We start from the raw sequence: 16,168 nt of genomic DNA on the forward strand, positions 1-16,168 counted from the left end.
GCACCTGGCACATCGCACCGGCCGGTACATGACCGCAGGGCTGTCCGGCCTGACGGCCGGACAGCCCCTCACCAAGATCTTCATCGACCTTCTAGCGCCCCACCGGTGACCTGACCTGCCGCCGTTGCCTTGCGTCTCGACGGCGTCGAACAGTGCGTCATCGGCGTTCCAGAAGACGCTCACGTGATCGGCCGGCTCGGGGCTTCCACACCGCTTCACGCGCCAGCGCCACCCCGGCTTGCTGTGGCGTTCGGCGACCGGCAGGTACAAGCAGGGAGCAGACCAGCCTGAGCCGCTGCACCAGGTCGCTCGGCAGATGCATTTCTTCGGGGTGTGCAGCCCGGCCAGTCGTCGATGTCGGTGTCATGAGACACGGCGTACAGCCTCCCCGACCAGTTCGCCGCCGCGCTACGGCATCCGCGGACTTCACGCCGCGGGTGCATGTAGCCGGTCGCACAAGGTCCGCTCCACGGCCCAGCGGTGCTGGCCCAAGTACTCCAGCGCGGGAAGTGATGCGGACAACCTAGGCAGAACCGGGTCCTGAGGGCCGGAAGAAGAATGCTCAGGACCCGGCATTCTGCGGGTGTCAGCCGTGGATCAGGGGCGATCCGAGGAGTTCCTTTGTGATAGCTCCCTTGCCGTCGCCTTCGATGTCGTAGACGATCGTTGAGTCCGCCGACCACCACAGGTCGCCGTCGTAGACCGTGGACGGGGCGGCACAGGTGTTAGCGGCCTCTTCGACGAACCATGAGTAGTTGTCGTTTACGAGCTTGGTCCAGTCGCAGGTCTTCGACGTAACGACATGGTCCTCGCTGGTAGCGGTCAGCCGCTCCTCGATCCGTGTCGTGATTTTGAAGATGGTGAACCGCTTGGAGTTGTCGATGACCTGGTCATCGATTATTTGCCAGCTCATTATCGACTTCCCATTGATACCGGCGGACAGGATGGCGGTGTTTTCGACGTAGTAGGTAGTCTGCGGCTTCTCGCCAGGGAATACGACGTCGAATTGGGAGTTGGCAGTTACTGCCGAGGCAGGTGCGGCTGCCAGGGCTACGAGGGCGAGGGCCGCAGCACTGCCAGCGGCGGCTAAGAGTTTTCTCATGGTGATGTCAAAGTCCGTTCTTCTCGGGTGAGGCCTCGCAGTGCGGGCCGTTCGGATTGCAGGGCTTCTAACCCATTCCGGCTGCGACTCGTAGTCGCTTTTCATGGCGGTCTTCGTTGGGCGAGCAGTCCGTCCGAGATCCGTGCCCGACGTACAAGCATCTACTCGAAAGGCGGAGTCCTGGCTGCCATTGCCTTCAGGTCTCGCTGCTTCACCAATAGAACCGACGACTCGCTGGGCAAGCAGTCGTTCAGCTGTTTCCGGCCTGGCCTGCGTGTCTGGCTCTTGTGCCGATACGCAGCCAGTCGGCTTGGCCCGGTTGGTCCAATGGGCCAGTTTCGACGGCGAGTGAAGTGGTTCCTGGCTTCCCTGTTCTCTGGTCGCATTCAGCGATGGTTATCCTCAACCCAATCGTTGAAATTACGTGTCCAGATCGCGGATTCTTGGCATTTCTACGAGAGACAGCAATCCGCCGAGCAAAACGAACAGGGCGCCGTAGAGGACCGTTTCGGCTTTGCCGACGCCGGCGTTTTCGACGATATGACCTCCGATAACGGGCCACATCAGTCCACCTACCAGGACAAGCAGGTGATTGCCGCGTTCACATACCAGACGCATCCCCAGCCACAGTGCCCACGGCATGGAGGCCACTCCGGCGAGTTGAGCCAGCAGAACCTCCAGCGGACGTAGGTAGCTCCGTTCGGAGAATAGCCGTAGTGGTTATCGCGAGAGCGGTTGGTCGCCAGGCATGCGCTCCTGGACTGCTGGTACATCTCGGATCGCGAATTGTAGTGAATGCGGAAGCACTTCTTATTTCCGGTGGATGAGCAGTCGTCACTCACGTAGGACGTGGCAGCGTGCGCGGACGGTGAACCGGTAAGTAGAGCGGCGCATGTCGTCGCAACCGTTAAAGCCACTGCGACTGAAGTCTTTTTGCTACTCAAGGAGCCTCCTCAAACTAAGGCAAGAAAGCCAAACGGGAGGCGCCCGTCATGATGCCGCACGATTTCCCCCGTAGTCATGCGGGACCCGTACACGTCAGTCACGAACTGAACTCTGCAGAACCCCGCAAGCACTGTAGTCACACAATCACCGCGGGTGTCCACGCAGCCTGGGAGCTTGGCCGGACTGCGACAACCCTCTGGAACCCGTTCGCTCGCGCAACACCCTGCGAGGCCTCCGTGAAGCGGAATCTAGGCTCTCGACCCGATAGACCCGCTGGATGGCCAAAGCCCTCCCCCCTTCTCATTCGGCCATGGCTGATAGATCGCTGCCGCAACCTCTTGTTGTGGACCATCAGCCGGCTCACCTAGCCTGCGAGCCATGCGCTTACGAACTGGCGGCCCCGCCGCCCTGCTCCTGCTCAGCGCCCTGATCGGCTGCACGGCCAACTCGCCCCAGCAGCCCGTACCGACCGGGACAAAAGTTGACGTGATCGATTACGGCACCTCTCCATGGAAGGGGGAATGGTCATTCAGCGCCCGTTACTCGATCCATAACCCCGAATACTTCAAGGTCAAATACACGATCAGGTTCAGCTTCAGCGGCCCCGACTACACGACGATGAAGTGGGTCACGCGCACCGTAGACGCCGGAAAAACGGTGAAAGGGAAAGTTGCCGTCATCTGGCCAAAAGATGCAGATACGGGTGAAGTGAGAGTGGAAGAAGTGTTGGAAGCTCCGATATGAGCCCACCACCCTGACGGACGTACGTCCGCTGCCTGGGGCGGGTGATCTCATGGAAGAGGTGAGGGCACCGTATGGGTGCCCTTCAACCGCGCACTCGCCGCCCATATGCGCCGCGTACGATGACCTATCATCCGCACACCTTGGCAAGCCAAGGATCCCCGACCTCGACCGTGACACCAAGGTCGACCGGATCGAACACGTCCTGGACCGCTACCCGGACCGGGTTCTTCGACCCTCGACAAGTTCGGGCCGTTGGGGGCGCTCCCGACAGCAGGCTCCTGCTGGGCGAAACAGGCAAGCCCGACCGGCTGTCAGCGATCTACCGCTGCCGCACGGCGTCACCTACATCCACGGCTGCTACTCCGTCGGAGACGAATCCTGTGAGCATCGACCACCGCCGCATGCAGCCCGCCTGCTCTTCCTGGGTGCCTCCTCAGCCTGATCGCCTGCGCGCAAGGCGGGTGCGCCCTTAAAAAACTGCTCGGCGCCGCAGACGTACTTCCGGCCCGAGACGGGAGCGAACGGCGGCGGAAGCTGCCCTGGCCGACCGGATCAGCGGCTATGGGGCGTCTGCGAGGACGACCCGCCGCCTGTGCGGGCTTTGAAGCAAATAAGCCCGACCCTGACAGCGATGCAACCTGACCGAGAGGTTGAGGCAGACTGCTGCGGTCCCGGCCAGACTGGTCCGGGACCGCAGCTCGGAGTGAGCAGAACTCATGCCTGCTCAGGCACCCCTAGGCAAGAGGCTCTCCGCCCGAGCACCACAGGCGACGCCAGGCCGGCCGGTCATATCTTTATGTAGTCAGCCTTGTCGTTGAAGGTGCCACCGGTCGGGTAGCTGGCGGTGGTGAAGTCGTAGCAGTGCGGGTTGGCCAGGGCCATGTACGGGTCGGGCAGGCCCGTGCGGGCGTCGTAGACCAACGCACCGCCTTGATCGCGCCTCACGCAGCCGGAGCTGGCCTGGTCCCGGAAGTCCCAGTCGCCGAGCTGCTTGGTCCCGTCGGCGGACCACTGGAGCCGACGTCCCGTGAAGTTTGAGTGCTCCCAAAGACAGACCCATCCCCAAGCGCAGTCACTCCAAGCTGTAGGACCGAACTCGCCGCCGGCTTTCGCTAACGCCGCGCGCTTCCCGTAGCCTCCCGCGGCTGCTGGGGCGATGGCAGCCAGAGCACGATCCGCCTCCTCGGCGCTGTCGTAGCAGTAGACTTCACCGCTCGGCACTTCCGAACAGGCCTGCGCTCCCTGCCAGCCGTCGGCCAGGTTGATCCTCTTTCCCTTGTAGGTGGCGATTACGGGCTTGGACTCGGCGAGCTGCTTCTGCAATGCTGCCTCCTCAGCCGGCGTGGCGAGGCCGACCTCAGGTGATGCGGTGGGCTCCGGTGCTGCGGTTGAGGTCGTCGTGCTCGCCGCCACAGCGCACAGAGCGGCGACGACTGGGACGAGGATGCGTGCACGGCGCATGCTGTTTCTCCTGTGATTGAAGTGTGCAAGTGCGTCACAGGAATCCCACTACAAGGCTCGAGGGTAGGGGTGAGTTGTGATGGAGGATGTCGAAATCTCCCTCACGAACGTCCTGATGTTCGACCTTGTGACGGTCGCTGTCACCGGTGTACCGCGCTGCGTCGCGTGAGGATCCGACTAACTGATCATTTCAGAATGAGGTTCGGAGCCGTCGCAAGCAGATGATGCTGCAGGCGAGTTAGAGCAGTCCGAGGTGGAGGTCGGCTCGTATCTCGTAGCGGGTCCGCAGGCGTTTGAACTGGTGGAGCCAGGCGAAGGTCCGCTCAACGACCCATCTGGTCCTGCCCAGGCCGGATCCGTGGGCGGTGCCCTTGCGGGCGGAGATCTTCGGTGTGATGCCACGGGCGCGCAGGAGGCGACGATACTTGTCGTAGTCGTAGCCGCGGTCGGCGAACAGACGCTTGGGTCGGTGGCGGGGCCTGCCCACCAGGCCGCGGATGCGTGGTATGGCGTCCAGCAGGGGCATGAGCTGGGTGACGTCGTGATGGTTTCCGCCGGTCACCGATACCGCAAGGAGTGTTCCGTGCCGGTCGTGATCACATGGTGCTTGGTGCCGAGGCGGCCGCGGTCGACCGGCGAAGGTCCGGTGTGAGCCCTCTTTCAGGGCCCGGACGTGCGAGCCGTCGACCGCGGCGTCCTCCATGTCCAGCAGACCCGCCCTGCGGAGTTCGCGAGGAGGATCTCGTGCAGGCGGGGCCAGACGCCGGCCTCGGTCCAGTCCCGCAGGTGCCGCCAGCACGTCACCCCACTGCAGCCGATCGTGTCGGTCGGCACGTCCGCCCAGGTCACACCCGTGCGCGAGACATAGATGATCCCGCGCAGGGCGGCCCGGTCGTCCGTCGGCAGCCGACCTGTATACCGGCGACGACGCGGCGGACGAGGAGGGAGCAGCGGGGCCACGCGGTCCCACAGATCATCAGGCACAAGATCATCCGACACCCGTAGAACTCTGCCGCCCGCCAGCCCAACTGCCAAGGCCTGAACCAAAACTCATTCTGAAGGAGTCTGTCCGGCCTGGTTGACGATGCCGCTGTCGATGAGGGCGACGGAACTGACGACCGTGCCGGCCTTCCCCCACGCCGTGTCCTCCACGAGGACCGTGCGCTCGCCCAGCAACCGGGCCGTGCTCTTGTCGAAGATCCACTCAGTCCGTTCGCCATCGTGTGTTCGGGCGACGGCGACCCCGTGCCGGCCTGCCGCGTCCACGGCGCCGGAGACGACGTCGACTCCGGGGATGAGGGCAGCGGCCCGGTAGAGTGCCGCAGACGTATCGGGCGGAGTCACCCCACTACGCAGAAGATCTCCGATCGTGACGAACGCCTCCTGGTCCGGTCCCGTCGTGGAGTCGGAACCAGCTCCGTGATTCTTCTCGGCGTCGTCGCGAATCCTCTTCAACAGAGCATCAGGATCGGTCGGCAGGGCGGCCAGGAAGTGGTAGGTCGGTGAGTTCAGATTGCCTGGGCCCCGAGTGCCCGGCACTAGTGAGTCGCTGCCGCCTTTGCGCTGCAGCGTCCGCTCACTTCCGTCCACCGAGGTCCACTGCTCCATACTCTCGTCCTCGCGCGAGAGTTCCATCGCACCGGTCTCGGTCTCGGACAGCACCGACGTGTGGCCAACCGTCTTGACATACGCGTACTGCCCCACGCGCACCTCGTTCTGCGGCGTCGTAGCGGCGGCCAGAGCCGCCCTCTCGAGCAGCTGGACCGAGGCTGCCGAGGCCGGCGGCACTTCAGACGCAGCGTCCGGAGCATCGGACCAGACACTGAGCACGACGATGGTCGCCCCAGCGGCCACTGCGCCGCCCAGCACCAGCCTCAAACGCCCTCTGGAGTGCCATGCCAGGCGGCGAGAGCGCGATCGCGTCTGCCGGTCGACTTCACTCAAGAAGTGCTCACGGCGAGCTTCCACTCGTCCAGGTGCCGGTTCCGGAAAGGGAGCCGGAGGCAGCACTCGGCTTGCCCGCTCACGCTCGGATTGCTCCCGCTGCTCGAGACTCATCGTGTGCTCCTTCTGCGCGACGCGCGGGCTGTGGCCGCCCCGCTTGGCGATAGGTGTCCGCTGCCGGTCCGCGGTTCCGCACCGTCCGGGTCCGCCTTGAGCTCCTCCTCGACGAGCCTGCGCAGTTTCTCTCTTGCCCGTGAGAGCCGGGAGCGGACGGTGCCGACTGGAATGCCCAATGCCTCAGCGGTCGCGGCGTACCCCAGGTCGGACCAGACGACCAGGGTGAACACCTCGCGTTCGGTCCGCTTCAGACGTTGCAACGCCCGGGCGGCAGCGGCCAGCCGCTGGACGTCGGCCAGCTGCCCGACCACGGCGTCTGCAAAGTCAGGTAACGCTTCGGGCGGCGGCAGCCGGGACATCGCCTCTCGATGCCTGCGTGCCGCCCGTGTGATATTTCGCATCACATTGGTCGCTATGCCCAACAGCCATGCCCGGACGCTTCTGACTTCCCCGCGCAGCTTGTCGCGTAGTCGCCAGGCCTCCAGAAACGTGAGCGACATGACGTCCTCGGCGAGGGCCCAGTCACCCGTCGTCCTGATCGCATGGGCATAGACGACCCGCGCATGCTCGTCGAAGATCTTGGCGAACGCCGCCCGATCGCCAGACCGGACCCGTTCGTGCAATGGTAAGTCCACAGCAACAAGTGTCCACACGACTGCATCGGTTCCACTTCTTGTCCGCCGCAGCCGAACGGCGAGACACGCGACCCATCCCCACAGGCCAATCACTCCTGAGAGAACACCGTCTGGCCCAAGCCAGTGCCAGTTGCTGGACCACGGCATCGCCCACCCCCTGGACGGCGCATGGCGACCCGCACCGGAGGGATGACCGGCAACCTGCTGGCTGAGACGGGAACACCGCGCAACGTCGTGGGCCTCCCCGGTGAGGACCACCTCGGCCGCCAGCCGCCGCGGGTTCGCGATGTCGGTGAGCGCGTCTTGGCCGACCTTGACGGGCCGGACCCCAATCAGCCGTCACGGCACGTCGGTACGCATGATGAAAATGCTCCGCCGCCGGAGGGACCTGCACGGGCCCTTTGCGCGGAGGCGGTCGTCAGGTGACGTCCAGGAGGACGGCGGTCACGAACGCCTCCGCCTGGCCTTGCGACCACTTCCCGTATGGCACGCTGGCCTGCGTCAGGGAATGTCGCAGGCAGAGCGCCGCTTCCTTCAGCGGCACGGGATGCCGGTCGCCCTCGTCTGCCGCGTCCTGCAGAGCGTGCCGGGCCACGTACACGGCCGTCTGCGGGTCCACGGAGTGAACCCACTTCAACGCTGCGATCACGTCCGCGTACAGGTCAGTCCCACTCAAGTTGTCCACGCCGAACTGCTGGGCGTAATGGCGCAAGTTGAGGGCCAAGGCGTGGCCGATGGCACCGGTCACACCAGAGGGGAAATCACTCACAATGGGCTCCGAGAACTCAGTGGGATGCGCGCAGTTGTACACGGCGCGGTCCTTCACTGCCCTGTATGCGGGCGTGGCACCCTCGCCTCGGGCGATCGTGCCACCAGCGAGCCCACCCCGGCGAGCCCGTTGTAGGCCATGGGCGCGCCATCGTCGGCGGGCAACCGGCGTAGACGGTGCATCCGACGAGCGGCTTGGCACCTACGGGCCCCAGCGGATCTTCCCGGCCTTGCTGGCCCGCCGGACCCGCCGCTGCGTTGCGGTTCCGCCTCCCCCGCTACGCTGCGCGCCGTCCTCGTGCAGCTGCTTGATGGTTGGGAGAGGGCCACAGCAGCAGCTGACCCGGCTCCGTTGACTGTGCCCACCGCGCCGGTGCAGCGGCGGATCCCGCCGGGTGGCTACCGCCGTGCCATCGAGGTGCACCGCCAGGTCGTCCGGCCGTCGAGGGTGGACCTGGTCATCGCGGAAGTGGTGGAGCGGCAGGCTGCCGCGATGCATGAGCTGAGTTGGCGTGCGTTCCTCGAGCCGGACGGTGCGCTGGCCGTGGTGCAGGCGAGCCGTGCGCAGCGTGGCGTAGGGCTGCGGCGGTCGAGGGCGCGGCCCTGCCCGGGCCCGGGAGCGACGCGCGGTCCGGAGAGGCGATGTCTGAGCGGTGGGTGAGGCGGTGTGGGGCCGGTGCCAGGAGGCCGGACGGGCTGTAAGGGCCGCTCGACGGGACGTGTACGGATAACTACCGTGTGAACACATGTTCCATTTGGTGAATGTTCAGGATCGGTTACGAACACCAGCAGTCCCGGTCATCGCTTCCCGCAACGCGGCGGCGGAGGGCATCGTTGGGCAGCACACAGCAGGAGGGGACCAGTGAGCGACCGCAGTGCGATCGAGTGGACCGAAGCGACGTGGAACCCGACCACGGGATGCGACCGTGTGTCGGAGGGCTGCGACAACTGCTACGCGCTGACGCTGGCGAAACGCCTGAAGGCGATGGGCTCGCCGAAGTACCAGACGGATGGTGACCCGCGGACCTCCGGCCCGGGTTTCGGGCTGACGGTCCATCCGGATGCCCTGCGGGTGCCCTACGGGTGGAAGAGCCCGCGCACGGTGTTCGTGAACTCCATGAGCGACCTCTTCCACGCCCGGGTGCCGCTGGACTACGTGCGGCGGGTCTTCGAGGTGATTGCCGACACTCCGCAGCACACCTACCAGGTGCTGACCAAGCGGGCGCGGCGCCTTCGGCAGATCGCCGGCCGTCTGGAGTGGCCCGACAACCTGTGGATGGGGGTGTCGGTGGAGAGCGCGCAGGAGCTCGCGCGCGTGGACGACCTGCGGCAGGTGCCGGCGGCGGTGCGGTTCCTGTCGTGCGAGCCGCTGCTGGGACCGCTGGACGGGCTCGAGCTGTCCGGCATCGACTGGGTGATCGCGGGCGGCGAGTCCGGGCGCGGGCACCGGCCGCTGGACGAGGCCTGGGTCGCGCAGATCCGGGACGTCTGCCAGCAGGCAGGTGTGGCCTTCTTCTTCAAGCAGTGGGGCGGCCGTACGCCGAAGGCCGGCGGCCGCGAGCTGGAGGGACGTACCTGGGACGAGATGCCGCAGCCCGCGACGGTGTAGCACCGCGGACCGCGGGTGACGCGTTCAGGGACGTGCGGGCTGCACGACCAGCGCGCGGGTCTTGTCGCCGCCGACACCTGTGGTGGGTGTCTTGCCCTGGCTGTGCAGGTACTTGACTGCCTTGCGGGCTGCAGGATCGGTGACCTGCCCGAAGTAGTCACCGAACACGGCCAGGGTGTGGTCGACCAGCCGGACCGGGCGCCCCGCGCTCAGCAGTCTCTCCAGGTTGGCGGCTATCGCCGGAACGGCTTCCTTCTCCACGACGGCCGGGTCGGGCCGCAGGACGGAGGCAGCGGAGAACAGGGCGTCGGGGTCCTCCCGGGTTTCCTGCAGTTCCAGGGTCTTCCACCATTCCGCGCGGGCCCGGGCCACGGTGTCGCCGAACACCCACAGCCCGTACTGGCTGCGGGTGGCGAACACCAGCCGGTATACGGCGCGCTTGTGCGGGGCGTGCGAGACCGGCACCGACTGCACGAACATGCCGGTGCGGCTGGCCAGGCGGCGGGCGTACTCGGCTGCTACCGCCTCGATGGCATCCTCCGCGGCGCCGGCCTGGGCGCCGGGGGCCGCCGCCTCGGCGAAGTACTCACGCCACCAGGCGCCCCCGCAGACCTCGTCGAAGCGCCGCAGCGAGGTCTCGTTGCCCTTCGGTGAACGGACGTGCCCGCCCAGCCGCCACACCGCCATCATGCTGAAGTTCATCAGCAACTCGGTCGCCGGCTTCTTGTCCGGCCGCTGCCTGGCCAGCACGTCCACGAGCCGGTCCTGGGGCAGCACCAGCCCGCACGGGTCCAGGAAGAGGAACAGCGGCCTGCCCGCGGCCCGCTGGACGACGCTGTCGAGCACCCCGTCGACCTCACCGCGGTGAGCATGCGCGACGACCCCTTGGCGGCGGTAACCCTCCACGACGTCCTGCAGCCGCTGGAACGACCTGGCCTGCGCCTCGGTGAAGAAGCCCTCCACCGTCACCCCGTGCCGGGCACGGAAGTAGGAGGCGACCCTGAGCGCGAGTTCCGCGGAGGCCGGCTCGCCGTTCTCATAACGGCCCTCGCCCGCGTATCCGTCCAGGTAGACCACCCGCTTGTCATGCGACTGGCCACTCAGCATGCCGCCGAACTGAGCCAGATAGCGCTTCAGCAGGTCATGCTTGAATACGCTGGGCAGTGCTCTGTCTTTCCAGTAATCCCCGCTCGTTCCCGTCGACATGGCCCCCACCTCGTCAAGGTCCGGACAACCGTCTGCTCTGCTACGAATCGTCAGCCACGTACCGGAGTCCGACAAGAGGCCCGATCCTTCATCCCCCACAGTTCTGGCCCGGTTGCGGTGCTTGAGAGCGCACCGCGCCCGGGCAGGGTTGCAGGGATAACCCGTTGGAGTGAAAGCCCCGCCATGAAATCTGCGGCACCGGTATCGCGCCGGCCAGATCCTGCGGGCCACCGCGTCCAGTCGCGTGGCCTTGCTGCGGATCTCCCTGTCGTGGAGGGCTCTTCGGCGTGGCGTGGCAGGTGCATGCCGGTATGTGGTCCGTCACGGCGTGTACCGGGAAAGGGGAGTTGTGCAGGCAGGGGGCCGTAAGTGGGCAGCCGCTCTGGCTGCCCGCCTGCGCCACCAGGACCGACGAGAAGGCGGCACAGTCCTGCGCTACGTGCCAGGGCGAGGGCCGGCTCGTCCGCGATCAGCGCACCTACAACGTGCGCATCCTCGCGGGCATCAGGGACGGCCAGAAGGTCCGGGGCCACGAGCTCGGCGGCCCCGGCGAGAACGGCGGTGCCCCGGGGTCACCGACTGATCCATCGCGCGGTACCCGACCAGGCCTGAGCGGTTCTCTGCGCTTTCGCGCCATTCCGCTATCCCAGAGGCCGAAGGCCCTCTCCGGACACCCCTGGCCGGGCTGCCGTCAACGCCGGCAACGCTGAGTCTCATCGCCGTCGGCACCGAAGCCATGTGCACCACTTGGGCCCCGGCCGACGGCGTCTGCCGCTGAGGGCCCTTCCCGGTGGTGAGGGTGCTCAGCTCTTTGCCGTTCGTCCCCGGTGCATCAACCGTCAGGCGGTCTTGCCCGTCAGAGGCGCTCGCCCGGTGCTGTCATGCCCGAGCGCGCACCCGGCGGTCGATCGTCACTACGACGGGGTCCCCTTCCTCGTAGTGGGCCGTACTGAGGACTCGGGCGGTCGCGGAGTAGACCTCTGAGGCCATGGCCCAGTCGGCGTAGGCGATCAAGTCGTCCTCGCCGCCCGGCTTGCGCAGGGAGGTGTTCGCCGTGTGGTAGAGGGCAAGGAGCATGGCGACCAGCGACCGGCCGGAGAGGACCGCGGCCACACTGCCGTTCTCGCGTTCCTCGAGGGCCGGGGTCCGGAAGTGCGGGTGGCTGCCCACCTGCGCTGCCACGAACTCCCAAGTGTCCCGGTGGCAGACCAGGGTGGCCGACGCGACCCTCCCTGCCCTCATGATCGCCCAGATTCTGCCCTTCCAGGTGAGCGGAGACGGCTCCGTCAACGAGTCGTTAGCGTCCTGCTCGCCGGCCTCCCGCGCCGCGCGGACGACATCGTGGTCCCCGTCTTCGAGGTCACCGGTTCCCGGCGGGGACTGCTCGGCGTCAGGTGACGTCTGATTGGCTTCTTCCCCGTCGGCCGCGGTTACGGGGGCTTCGACAGCCGTGGAGGCTCCGGGCTCTTCCCCTCCGGGCGAGCCGTCCGCGCAGAGATTCGGGTCAGCAGGTTCCACATGCGCTGTCGACTCCTGGTCCGGCGCCTGCCTCTGCGCGGGCAGGATCACGGAATCCGGCCCGGCCTCGGTCCCGACCTGGTCGAGGAACGGGTCGTCCGCCAAGCCAGCAGTCGTCGGCACCCGTGTCGGTGCCGCGGCCTGCAGGGCCTCCAGGATCTTGCCGACGTCCTGCCGCAGACCTTCGAGCCCGTCGTGCAGCCGGTCGACGTCTCGGCGCAGGTCGGCCACCGCAGCAACGGCTTCGCTTGCCCGCTTGCCCGCGTTGTAAGCGCTGGTCCGCGTCTCGTGTTGCGACGATTTCACGTCGGCGAGGGCGGTGTCGCGTAGCCCTGCGATCTCGGTGGTCAACGCGGCTCGAAGATCCCGTTCCAGGTCGTTGACCCTGGTGCCCAGGCCGTCGATCGATCTCTTCGTCTCGTTCTTCGCGTCGATCACGATCGTCACGATGTCGTCCCTGCGCGGCAAGAAAGCCCTCCCGGTACGCGCGTAATCAAGTAACTGCACTGCGTAGTCTGGCCGGGTGGCAGCCGCACGTATGCCGCTTCCTGAACTTGGCTTGATCCAACCCGCCACGGGCCGATCAGCATCGGCCGAACCGGCGGGGCGGCACACCGCCCTCCCCCTGGGCGTCCGGTGCCCGCTTCTCCCGTCGTGCCGCGCAAGGTGAGGCCGAAGGCCCGGGAACGCGCCACTTCGGATCGACTGAACTGGTGACCCTGCCCACTCAGGACGTGCGCGCCCGCACCGATGCGCCGTCCAGGGAGTCGAGGAGCTGACCGAAGGCGATCTCCTCACCTTCGTAGCCGAAGGTCATGGCGGCGGCGAGGGCCTCCCACCGGTCGGTGCTGCGCCCGCAGTGGTCCAGCAGGATTCTCAGGGCGACCTCGGGTTCGTGGCCGGCGAGGACCTCATCGGCGGGGATCTGGCGCAGGTGCTCCAGGGTGCGGTAGCGGGACTTCACGACGGCGCGGTTAACCTCGGAGCGGGAGAGGATCTCACCGGTCGCGGGGGAGTCGAGCCAGGACTGCAGGACGGCCGCAGGATCGGGGTGCTTGCCGAGTTCGTCGTCGTTCACCAGCCGCACCACCCCGTCGTCCTCGTCTTCGGGCACCGGAGCGGCGGCCGACGCGGCCAAGAACCAGTCGGGCCCGCCGGCCTTCTCGGCAATCCGGGCCAGTGCTGCCGGATGCAGCCCGCGCAGGACGTCCGCGACGGCGACGTGCGGAGTGTGCGGGTTGGCGGCGAGGGTGACCAGGGCCTGGACCCGGCGGTGCTCGTAGTGGCGTTCCAGGAGCCGGGCCGGGCGGTCGCGGTCCCGATCGGCGTTGTCGAGGATGCGGATCAAAGTCCGGCTCGGCGTGGGGGGACACCGAACTTCCGACGCCTACGAGCCGGGAGCCGAGGTCCGCACGGACATGCTGCCTATCCGATGATGGCGACTGGGGCGTCCCAGGCGTTGCGGTCGACGGTGATGGTGTGGCCGCCGCGGGTCTCCTTGCTGTTGGCCATGTACTGGTGGCCGCGGCTGTGGTCGGTGTACAGCTGGGGGTCCCAGGGCCAGTCGGCGGTGGTGGTGTTCCTCTTGTTCCACAGCGCGTACCAGAGGTTGCCCGGCAGATCCGTCCGGTTGGCGGCGGTGGCGACGGCCTTGGCGCTGGAGTCGGCGAAGCCGTACAACCCGGCGCGGTAGGTCTTGGCCCGCAGGGTCCTGGTGAAGGAGCGCACGTACGTCAGGGTGGCGTCGTTGCACATCTTGTTCGTGATGTCGTACGACTCCATGTTGAGGTAGATCGGGCTGCCCGGCTTCATGCCGAGTGCGGCGGCCTTGGCGACGGCGTCGTTGGCGTTGCTGGCCCCGACGGCGGCGGCCGTGGAGGCGGTGAACCGCTCGGGGTTCCTGCTCGCCTGGCAGGGCGGCTGGGCGCCGACGTAGAGCGGGATCAGCTTCCAGCCCGCGGCGTTGACCGACTTCACCCACGAGGCGGTGAGGTTGGGCTGCGCGCAGCCGCGGTTCTTGCCGCCGATGTAGACCGCCGCCGCGCCGTAGAAGCCGGTGTTCCACGCCTTCATCGCCGCCAGGGAGGGCGCCGTGCAGGCGTCGAACGCCCGCCCCGTGTACGTCTTCTGCGCCGGCCAGCTCGGGGCGGCCAGGGAAGTCTGCGCCGCGATCCCGGCGCCGGCGACGACGACGACACCCGTCGCGGCCCACGCGATGTAGCGGTTTCTCTTGGACAGCCGGTGACCGGACATCTTCCCACCCCATTCAGATCGCAGCCTGTGGCCAACATGTGCTGGCGACCGCAGCCAGGTGGCACACCAGAGGGTGTGGACGCACCCTCAGCGAAGGCAACGCGATCAGCTCCGACAGTTGATGCCCGCACCCTATCCAAGATCTACTGGTGGCCAGAGAATCGATCAACCGACGGGCAGTTCGGCCCGGCCCAGGGCCCTCCTGTCGCCTGCCGGAACCTTCTAAGGGAAGCAGCGGGGCGCAGTGTGAGAAGCCGCTAGCTGTTAAGGGTGTTCAGGGCTGGCGGCGAGGCGGCTGGTGAGCAGGTCATCGTTGAGCGTCTTTCGAGCGGCATCGACGAACCCGTAGACAGCTTCCGAGACTTCGTTCCGGTAGTCGCAGAGCCCTTCGTAGTCCTCGAAGTCGTAGAAGTCCTCCATCGGCCACAGGAAGGGGGAGAGGACGGCCTCGATGACCTGGGTCGGGTGGAGCATTGCTTCGGGGCCTTCCACCCGGACCCGGGTGTAGAGAGTCGCGAACTCCTTGAGTCTTTCTTCTATCTGCTGGACGACGGTCGGGTACTGGGCACTGTCGCGCGCTTCCATGCATCCGATCGCCCGCTCTAGCAGCTGCTGGACCTCGGCGGCGAGGGTCAGTAGGGCGGTGTACGCCTGCGCCCGGGGTTCATGACGCTGGTTTAGGTACTCGAGGCGGAGCTGCCATTGTGCCTATGCCAGTTGGGCCTGGACCTGGATCCGTGCCTGCTGTTCCGCCTTCCGGCCGGTGATGTAGGCCGACGCGGTGGCACCGATCGCCCCCACCGCTGCGCCGATGACACCACCCAGAAGTCCCGCAAGCCCCGCATCCATGGCCAGGAGTCTGCCGGACCTTGTCCGCCCCTGTCTGACGTTCTTGTGCCGCCGCCTGGGGCGTGTTGTGAAAGTGCTGGTCACAGCCACTCGTTGATGGCTGCGACCAGCACGGTTGCCTCGTAGCGGACGTCGAGTTTGTCGTACCGCGTGGCGACGGCCCGGTGGCGCTTGAGCCGGTTGATCCCGCACTCGACCGCGTGCCGCTGTTTGTAGTCGTCCTTGTCGAACGTCGGCGGTCGCCCGCCACGCGATCCGCGCTTGAGCCGGTTGCGGACACGGTCTGCCGGGACCGGGATCGTGGCCTTGATCCCACGTCTGTGCAGGTAGGAGCGGTTGCTGCGAGAGTCGTACGCCTTGTCGGCGCGCACCCGGTCCGGCCGCTTGCGCGGCCTGCCACGTCCCAGCCTCGGCACCCGGATGGCTTCCAGGACCGCTTCGAACTGCGGGGAATCGCCCCGCTGCCCGGCCGTGATCACGACGGACAAGGGCTTCTGGCCTTGCTCGACCGCGAGGTGGATCTTGCTGGTCAGTCCGCCGCGGGATCGTCCGAGGCCGTGGTCGGCCGGCTCGACGAAGACGCCGCCGGGCGGTTCCTTCTGGAGGTCCCCCTTTTCGCCGCTCCGGCGGCGTGCTGATGGGCCCGGCAGACGGTGGAGTCGACGTTCACGTCCCAGGTGATCAGGCCTTTCGCATCGGCCTCGGCCTGAAGCTGGGTGAGGATCCTCGCCCAGGTGCCGTCCCGCTGCCAGCGGCGGAACAGGTCGTAGACCCGGTCCCAGGGCCCGTAGCGTTCCGGCACGTCACGCCAGGGGGCACCGGTCCGGGTCCGCCACCGTAAGCCGTCTATCAGCTGCCGCCGCGTCCACACCTGCGGACGACCTGGCTTGATGCCCTGCGGCAGCAGCGGCTCAAGCCGGGCCCACGCCATTCGTCAGATCCCCACGTCCCACGACATGTGATCATCGACGAACAAGATCCACTTTCGCAACAGGCCCTGGGCGGCGCCCGGCGGTT

16 protein-coding genes and 2 pseudogenes are annotated in these 16,168 nt (G+C 66.9%); 3 read left to right on the forward strand and 15 right to left on the reverse strand.

All coding sequences use genetic code 11. The features are described from left to right. Positions 1-586: 586 nt before the first annotated feature. Together ABZY13_RS20575 and ABZY13_RS20580 are read right to left on the reverse strand one after the other, a co-directional pair. Complete coding sequence (locus ABZY13_RS20575; protein WP_356632706.1) at positions 587-1,207, reverse strand: hypothetical protein; 621 nt, start codon at positions 1,205-1,207, stop codon at positions 587-589. A gap of 315 nt (positions 1,208-1,522) precedes the next feature. After that, positions 1,523-1,744, reverse strand: a complete 222-nt coding sequence (locus ABZY13_RS20580) for a hypothetical protein (RefSeq protein ID WP_356632708.1) — start codon at positions 1,742-1,744, stop codon at positions 1,523-1,525. Positions 1,745-2,425: 681 nt separating this feature from the next. Between ABZY13_RS20580 and ABZY13_RS20585 the strand changes: the two genes are divergently transcribed. Together ABZY13_RS20585 and ABZY13_RS20590 are read left to right on the forward strand one after the other, a co-directional pair. After that, complete coding sequence (locus ABZY13_RS20585) at positions 2,426-2,791, forward strand: hypothetical protein (RefSeq protein WP_356632710.1); 366 nt, start codon at positions 2,426-2,428, stop codon at positions 2,789-2,791. Positions 2,792-2,878: 87 nt separating this feature from the next. Next, positions 2,879-3,167 (forward strand): annotated as a pseudogene (locus ABZY13_RS20590) (IS630 family transposase); the annotation flags it as partial. Positions 3,168-3,577: 410 nt separating this feature from the next. On the opposite strand, the gene ABZY13_RS20595 reads toward ABZY13_RS20590, so the two are convergent. The 6 genes from ABZY13_RS20595 to ABZY13_RS20620 all read right to left on the reverse strand — a co-directional run bounded on the left by ABZY13_RS20595 (position 3,578) and on the right by ABZY13_RS20620 (position 7,759). Then, positions 3,578-4,252, reverse strand: coding sequence for a peptidase inhibitor family I36 protein (locus ABZY13_RS20595; protein ID WP_356632712.1), 675 nt, complete (start codon positions 4,250-4,252; stop codon positions 3,578-3,580). Between the two features lie 238 nt (positions 4,253-4,490). Next, positions 4,491-4,955 carry an IS5 family transposase gene (locus tag ABZY13_RS20600; RefSeq protein WP_356632714.1) on the reverse strand — a complete coding sequence of 155 codons (465 nt, stop codon included), beginning with the start codon at positions 4,953-4,955 and terminating at the stop codon, positions 4,491-4,493. Continuing rightward, positions 4,913-5,251, reverse strand: coding sequence for a transposase (locus ABZY13_RS20605; RefSeq protein WP_356632716.1), 339 nt, complete (start codon positions 5,249-5,251; stop codon positions 4,913-4,915). Before ABZY13_RS20605 ends, ABZY13_RS20600 begins: the two co-directional genes overlap by 43 nt. 51 nt (positions 5,252-5,302) lie before the next feature. Continuing rightward, the gene (locus ABZY13_RS20610; protein WP_356632718.1) at positions 5,303-6,310 is read right to left on the reverse strand and encodes a CU044_5270 family protein; all 1,008 of its coding nucleotides are present in this window, start codon (positions 6,308-6,310) and stop codon (positions 5,303-5,305) included. Beyond that, positions 6,307-6,948: an RNA polymerase sigma factor gene (locus ABZY13_RS20615; RefSeq protein WP_356632720.1), complete on the reverse strand. Its 642-nt coding sequence runs from the start codon at positions 6,946-6,948 to the stop codon at positions 6,307-6,309. The genes ABZY13_RS20610 and ABZY13_RS20615 overlap by 4 nt, the downstream gene beginning before the upstream one ends. A gap of 418 nt (positions 6,949-7,366) precedes the next feature. After that, on the reverse strand, positions 7,367-7,759 hold the full coding sequence (locus ABZY13_RS20620) for a hypothetical protein (protein WP_356632722.1): 393 nt from the start codon (positions 7,757-7,759) through the stop codon (positions 7,367-7,369). A gap of 819 nt (positions 7,760-8,578) precedes the next feature. On the opposite strand from ABZY13_RS20620, the gene ABZY13_RS20625 reads away from it, so the two are divergent. Then, positions 8,579-9,325 (forward strand): phage Gp37/Gp68 family protein, encoded by a 747-nt coding sequence (locus ABZY13_RS20625; RefSeq protein ID WP_356632724.1) that lies wholly within the window; start codon positions 8,579-8,581, stop codon positions 9,323-9,325. A 24-nt stretch (positions 9,326-9,349) separates the two neighbouring features. Here ABZY13_RS20625 and tcmP read toward each other — a convergent pair whose 3' ends face one another. The 7 genes and pseudogenes from tcmP to ABZY13_RS20660 all read right to left on the reverse strand — a co-directional run bounded on the left by tcmP (position 9,350) and on the right by ABZY13_RS20660 (position 16,104). Further along, the gene (gene tcmP, locus ABZY13_RS20630; RefSeq protein ID WP_356632726.1) at positions 9,350-10,531 is read right to left on the reverse strand and encodes a three-Cys-motif partner protein TcmP; all 1,182 of its coding nucleotides are present in this window, start codon (positions 10,529-10,531) and stop codon (positions 9,350-9,352) included. Positions 10,532-11,410: 879 nt separating this feature from the next. Beyond that, positions 11,411-12,496 carry a hypothetical protein gene (locus tag ABZY13_RS20635; protein WP_356632728.1) on the reverse strand — a complete coding sequence of 362 codons (1,086 nt, stop codon included), beginning with the start codon at positions 12,494-12,496 and terminating at the stop codon, positions 11,411-11,413. 280 nt (positions 12,497-12,776) lie between these two features. Then, positions 12,777-13,397, reverse strand: coding sequence for a hypothetical protein (locus ABZY13_RS20640; RefSeq protein WP_356632730.1), 621 nt, complete (start codon positions 13,395-13,397; stop codon positions 12,777-12,779). 77 nt (positions 13,398-13,474) lie between these two features. Then, positions 13,475-14,302: a glycoside hydrolase domain-containing protein gene (locus ABZY13_RS20645; RefSeq protein WP_356632732.1), complete on the reverse strand. Its 828-nt coding sequence runs from the start codon at positions 14,300-14,302 to the stop codon at positions 13,475-13,477. A 264-nt stretch (positions 14,303-14,566) separates the two neighbouring features. Further along, complete coding sequence (locus tag ABZY13_RS20650) at positions 14,567-14,887, reverse strand: hypothetical protein (protein ID WP_356632734.1); 321 nt, start codon at positions 14,885-14,887, stop codon at positions 14,567-14,569. A 123-nt stretch (positions 14,888-15,010) separates the two neighbouring features. Continuing rightward, positions 15,011-15,151 carry a hypothetical protein gene (locus ABZY13_RS20655; RefSeq protein ID WP_356632736.1) on the reverse strand — a complete coding sequence of 47 codons (141 nt, stop codon included), beginning with the start codon at positions 15,149-15,151 and terminating at the stop codon, positions 15,011-15,013. Positions 15,152-15,231: 80 nt separating this feature from the next. After that, a pseudogene (locus ABZY13_RS20660) lies at positions 15,232-16,104 on the reverse strand (IS5 family transposase). Positions 16,105-16,168 lie beyond the last annotated feature (64 nt).

Source organism: Streptomyces sp. NPDC006610, assembly GCF_040611575.1.
GTDB lineage: Bacteria > Actinomycetota > Actinomycetes > Streptomycetales > Streptomycetaceae > Streptomyces.

Coding starts and splice junctions, on each gene's coding strand:
- ABZY13_RS20595 (WP_356632712.1), bottom strand. CDS start 4,252: ATGCGCCGTGCACGCATCCTCGTCCCAGTCGTCGCCGCTCTGTGCGCT.
- ABZY13_RS20575 (WP_356632706.1), bottom strand. CDS start 1,207: ATGAAAAGCGACTACGAGTCGCAGCCGGAATGGGTTAGAAGCCCTGCA.
- ABZY13_RS20585 (WP_356632710.1), top strand. CDS start 2,426: ATGCGCTTACGAACTGGCGGCCCCGCCGCCCTGCTCCTGCTCAGCGCC.
- ABZY13_RS20600 (WP_356632714.1), bottom strand. CDS start 4,955: ATGGAGGACGCCGCGGTCGACGGCTCGCACGTCCGGGCCCTGAAAGAG.
- ABZY13_RS20650 (WP_356632734.1), bottom strand. CDS start 14,887: ATGGAAGCGCGCGACAGTGCCCAGTACCCGACCGTCGTCCAGCAGATA.
- ABZY13_RS20610 (WP_356632718.1), bottom strand. CDS start 6,310: ATGAGTCTCGAGCAGCGGGAGCAATCCGAGCGTGAGCGGGCAAGCCGA.
- ABZY13_RS20645 (WP_356632732.1), bottom strand. CDS start 14,302: ATGTCCGGTCACCGGCTGTCCAAGAGAAACCGCTACATCGCGTGGGCC.
- tcmP (WP_356632726.1), bottom strand. CDS start 10,531: ATGTCGACGGGAACGAGCGGGGATTACTGGAAAGACAGAGCACTGCCC.
- ABZY13_RS20580 (WP_356632708.1), bottom strand. CDS start 1,744: ATGCCGTGGGCACTGTGGCTGGGGATGCGTCTGGTATGTGAACGCGGC.
- ABZY13_RS20655 (WP_356632736.1), bottom strand. CDS start 15,151: ATGGATGCGGGGCTTGCGGGACTTCTGGGTGGTGTCATCGGCGCAGCG.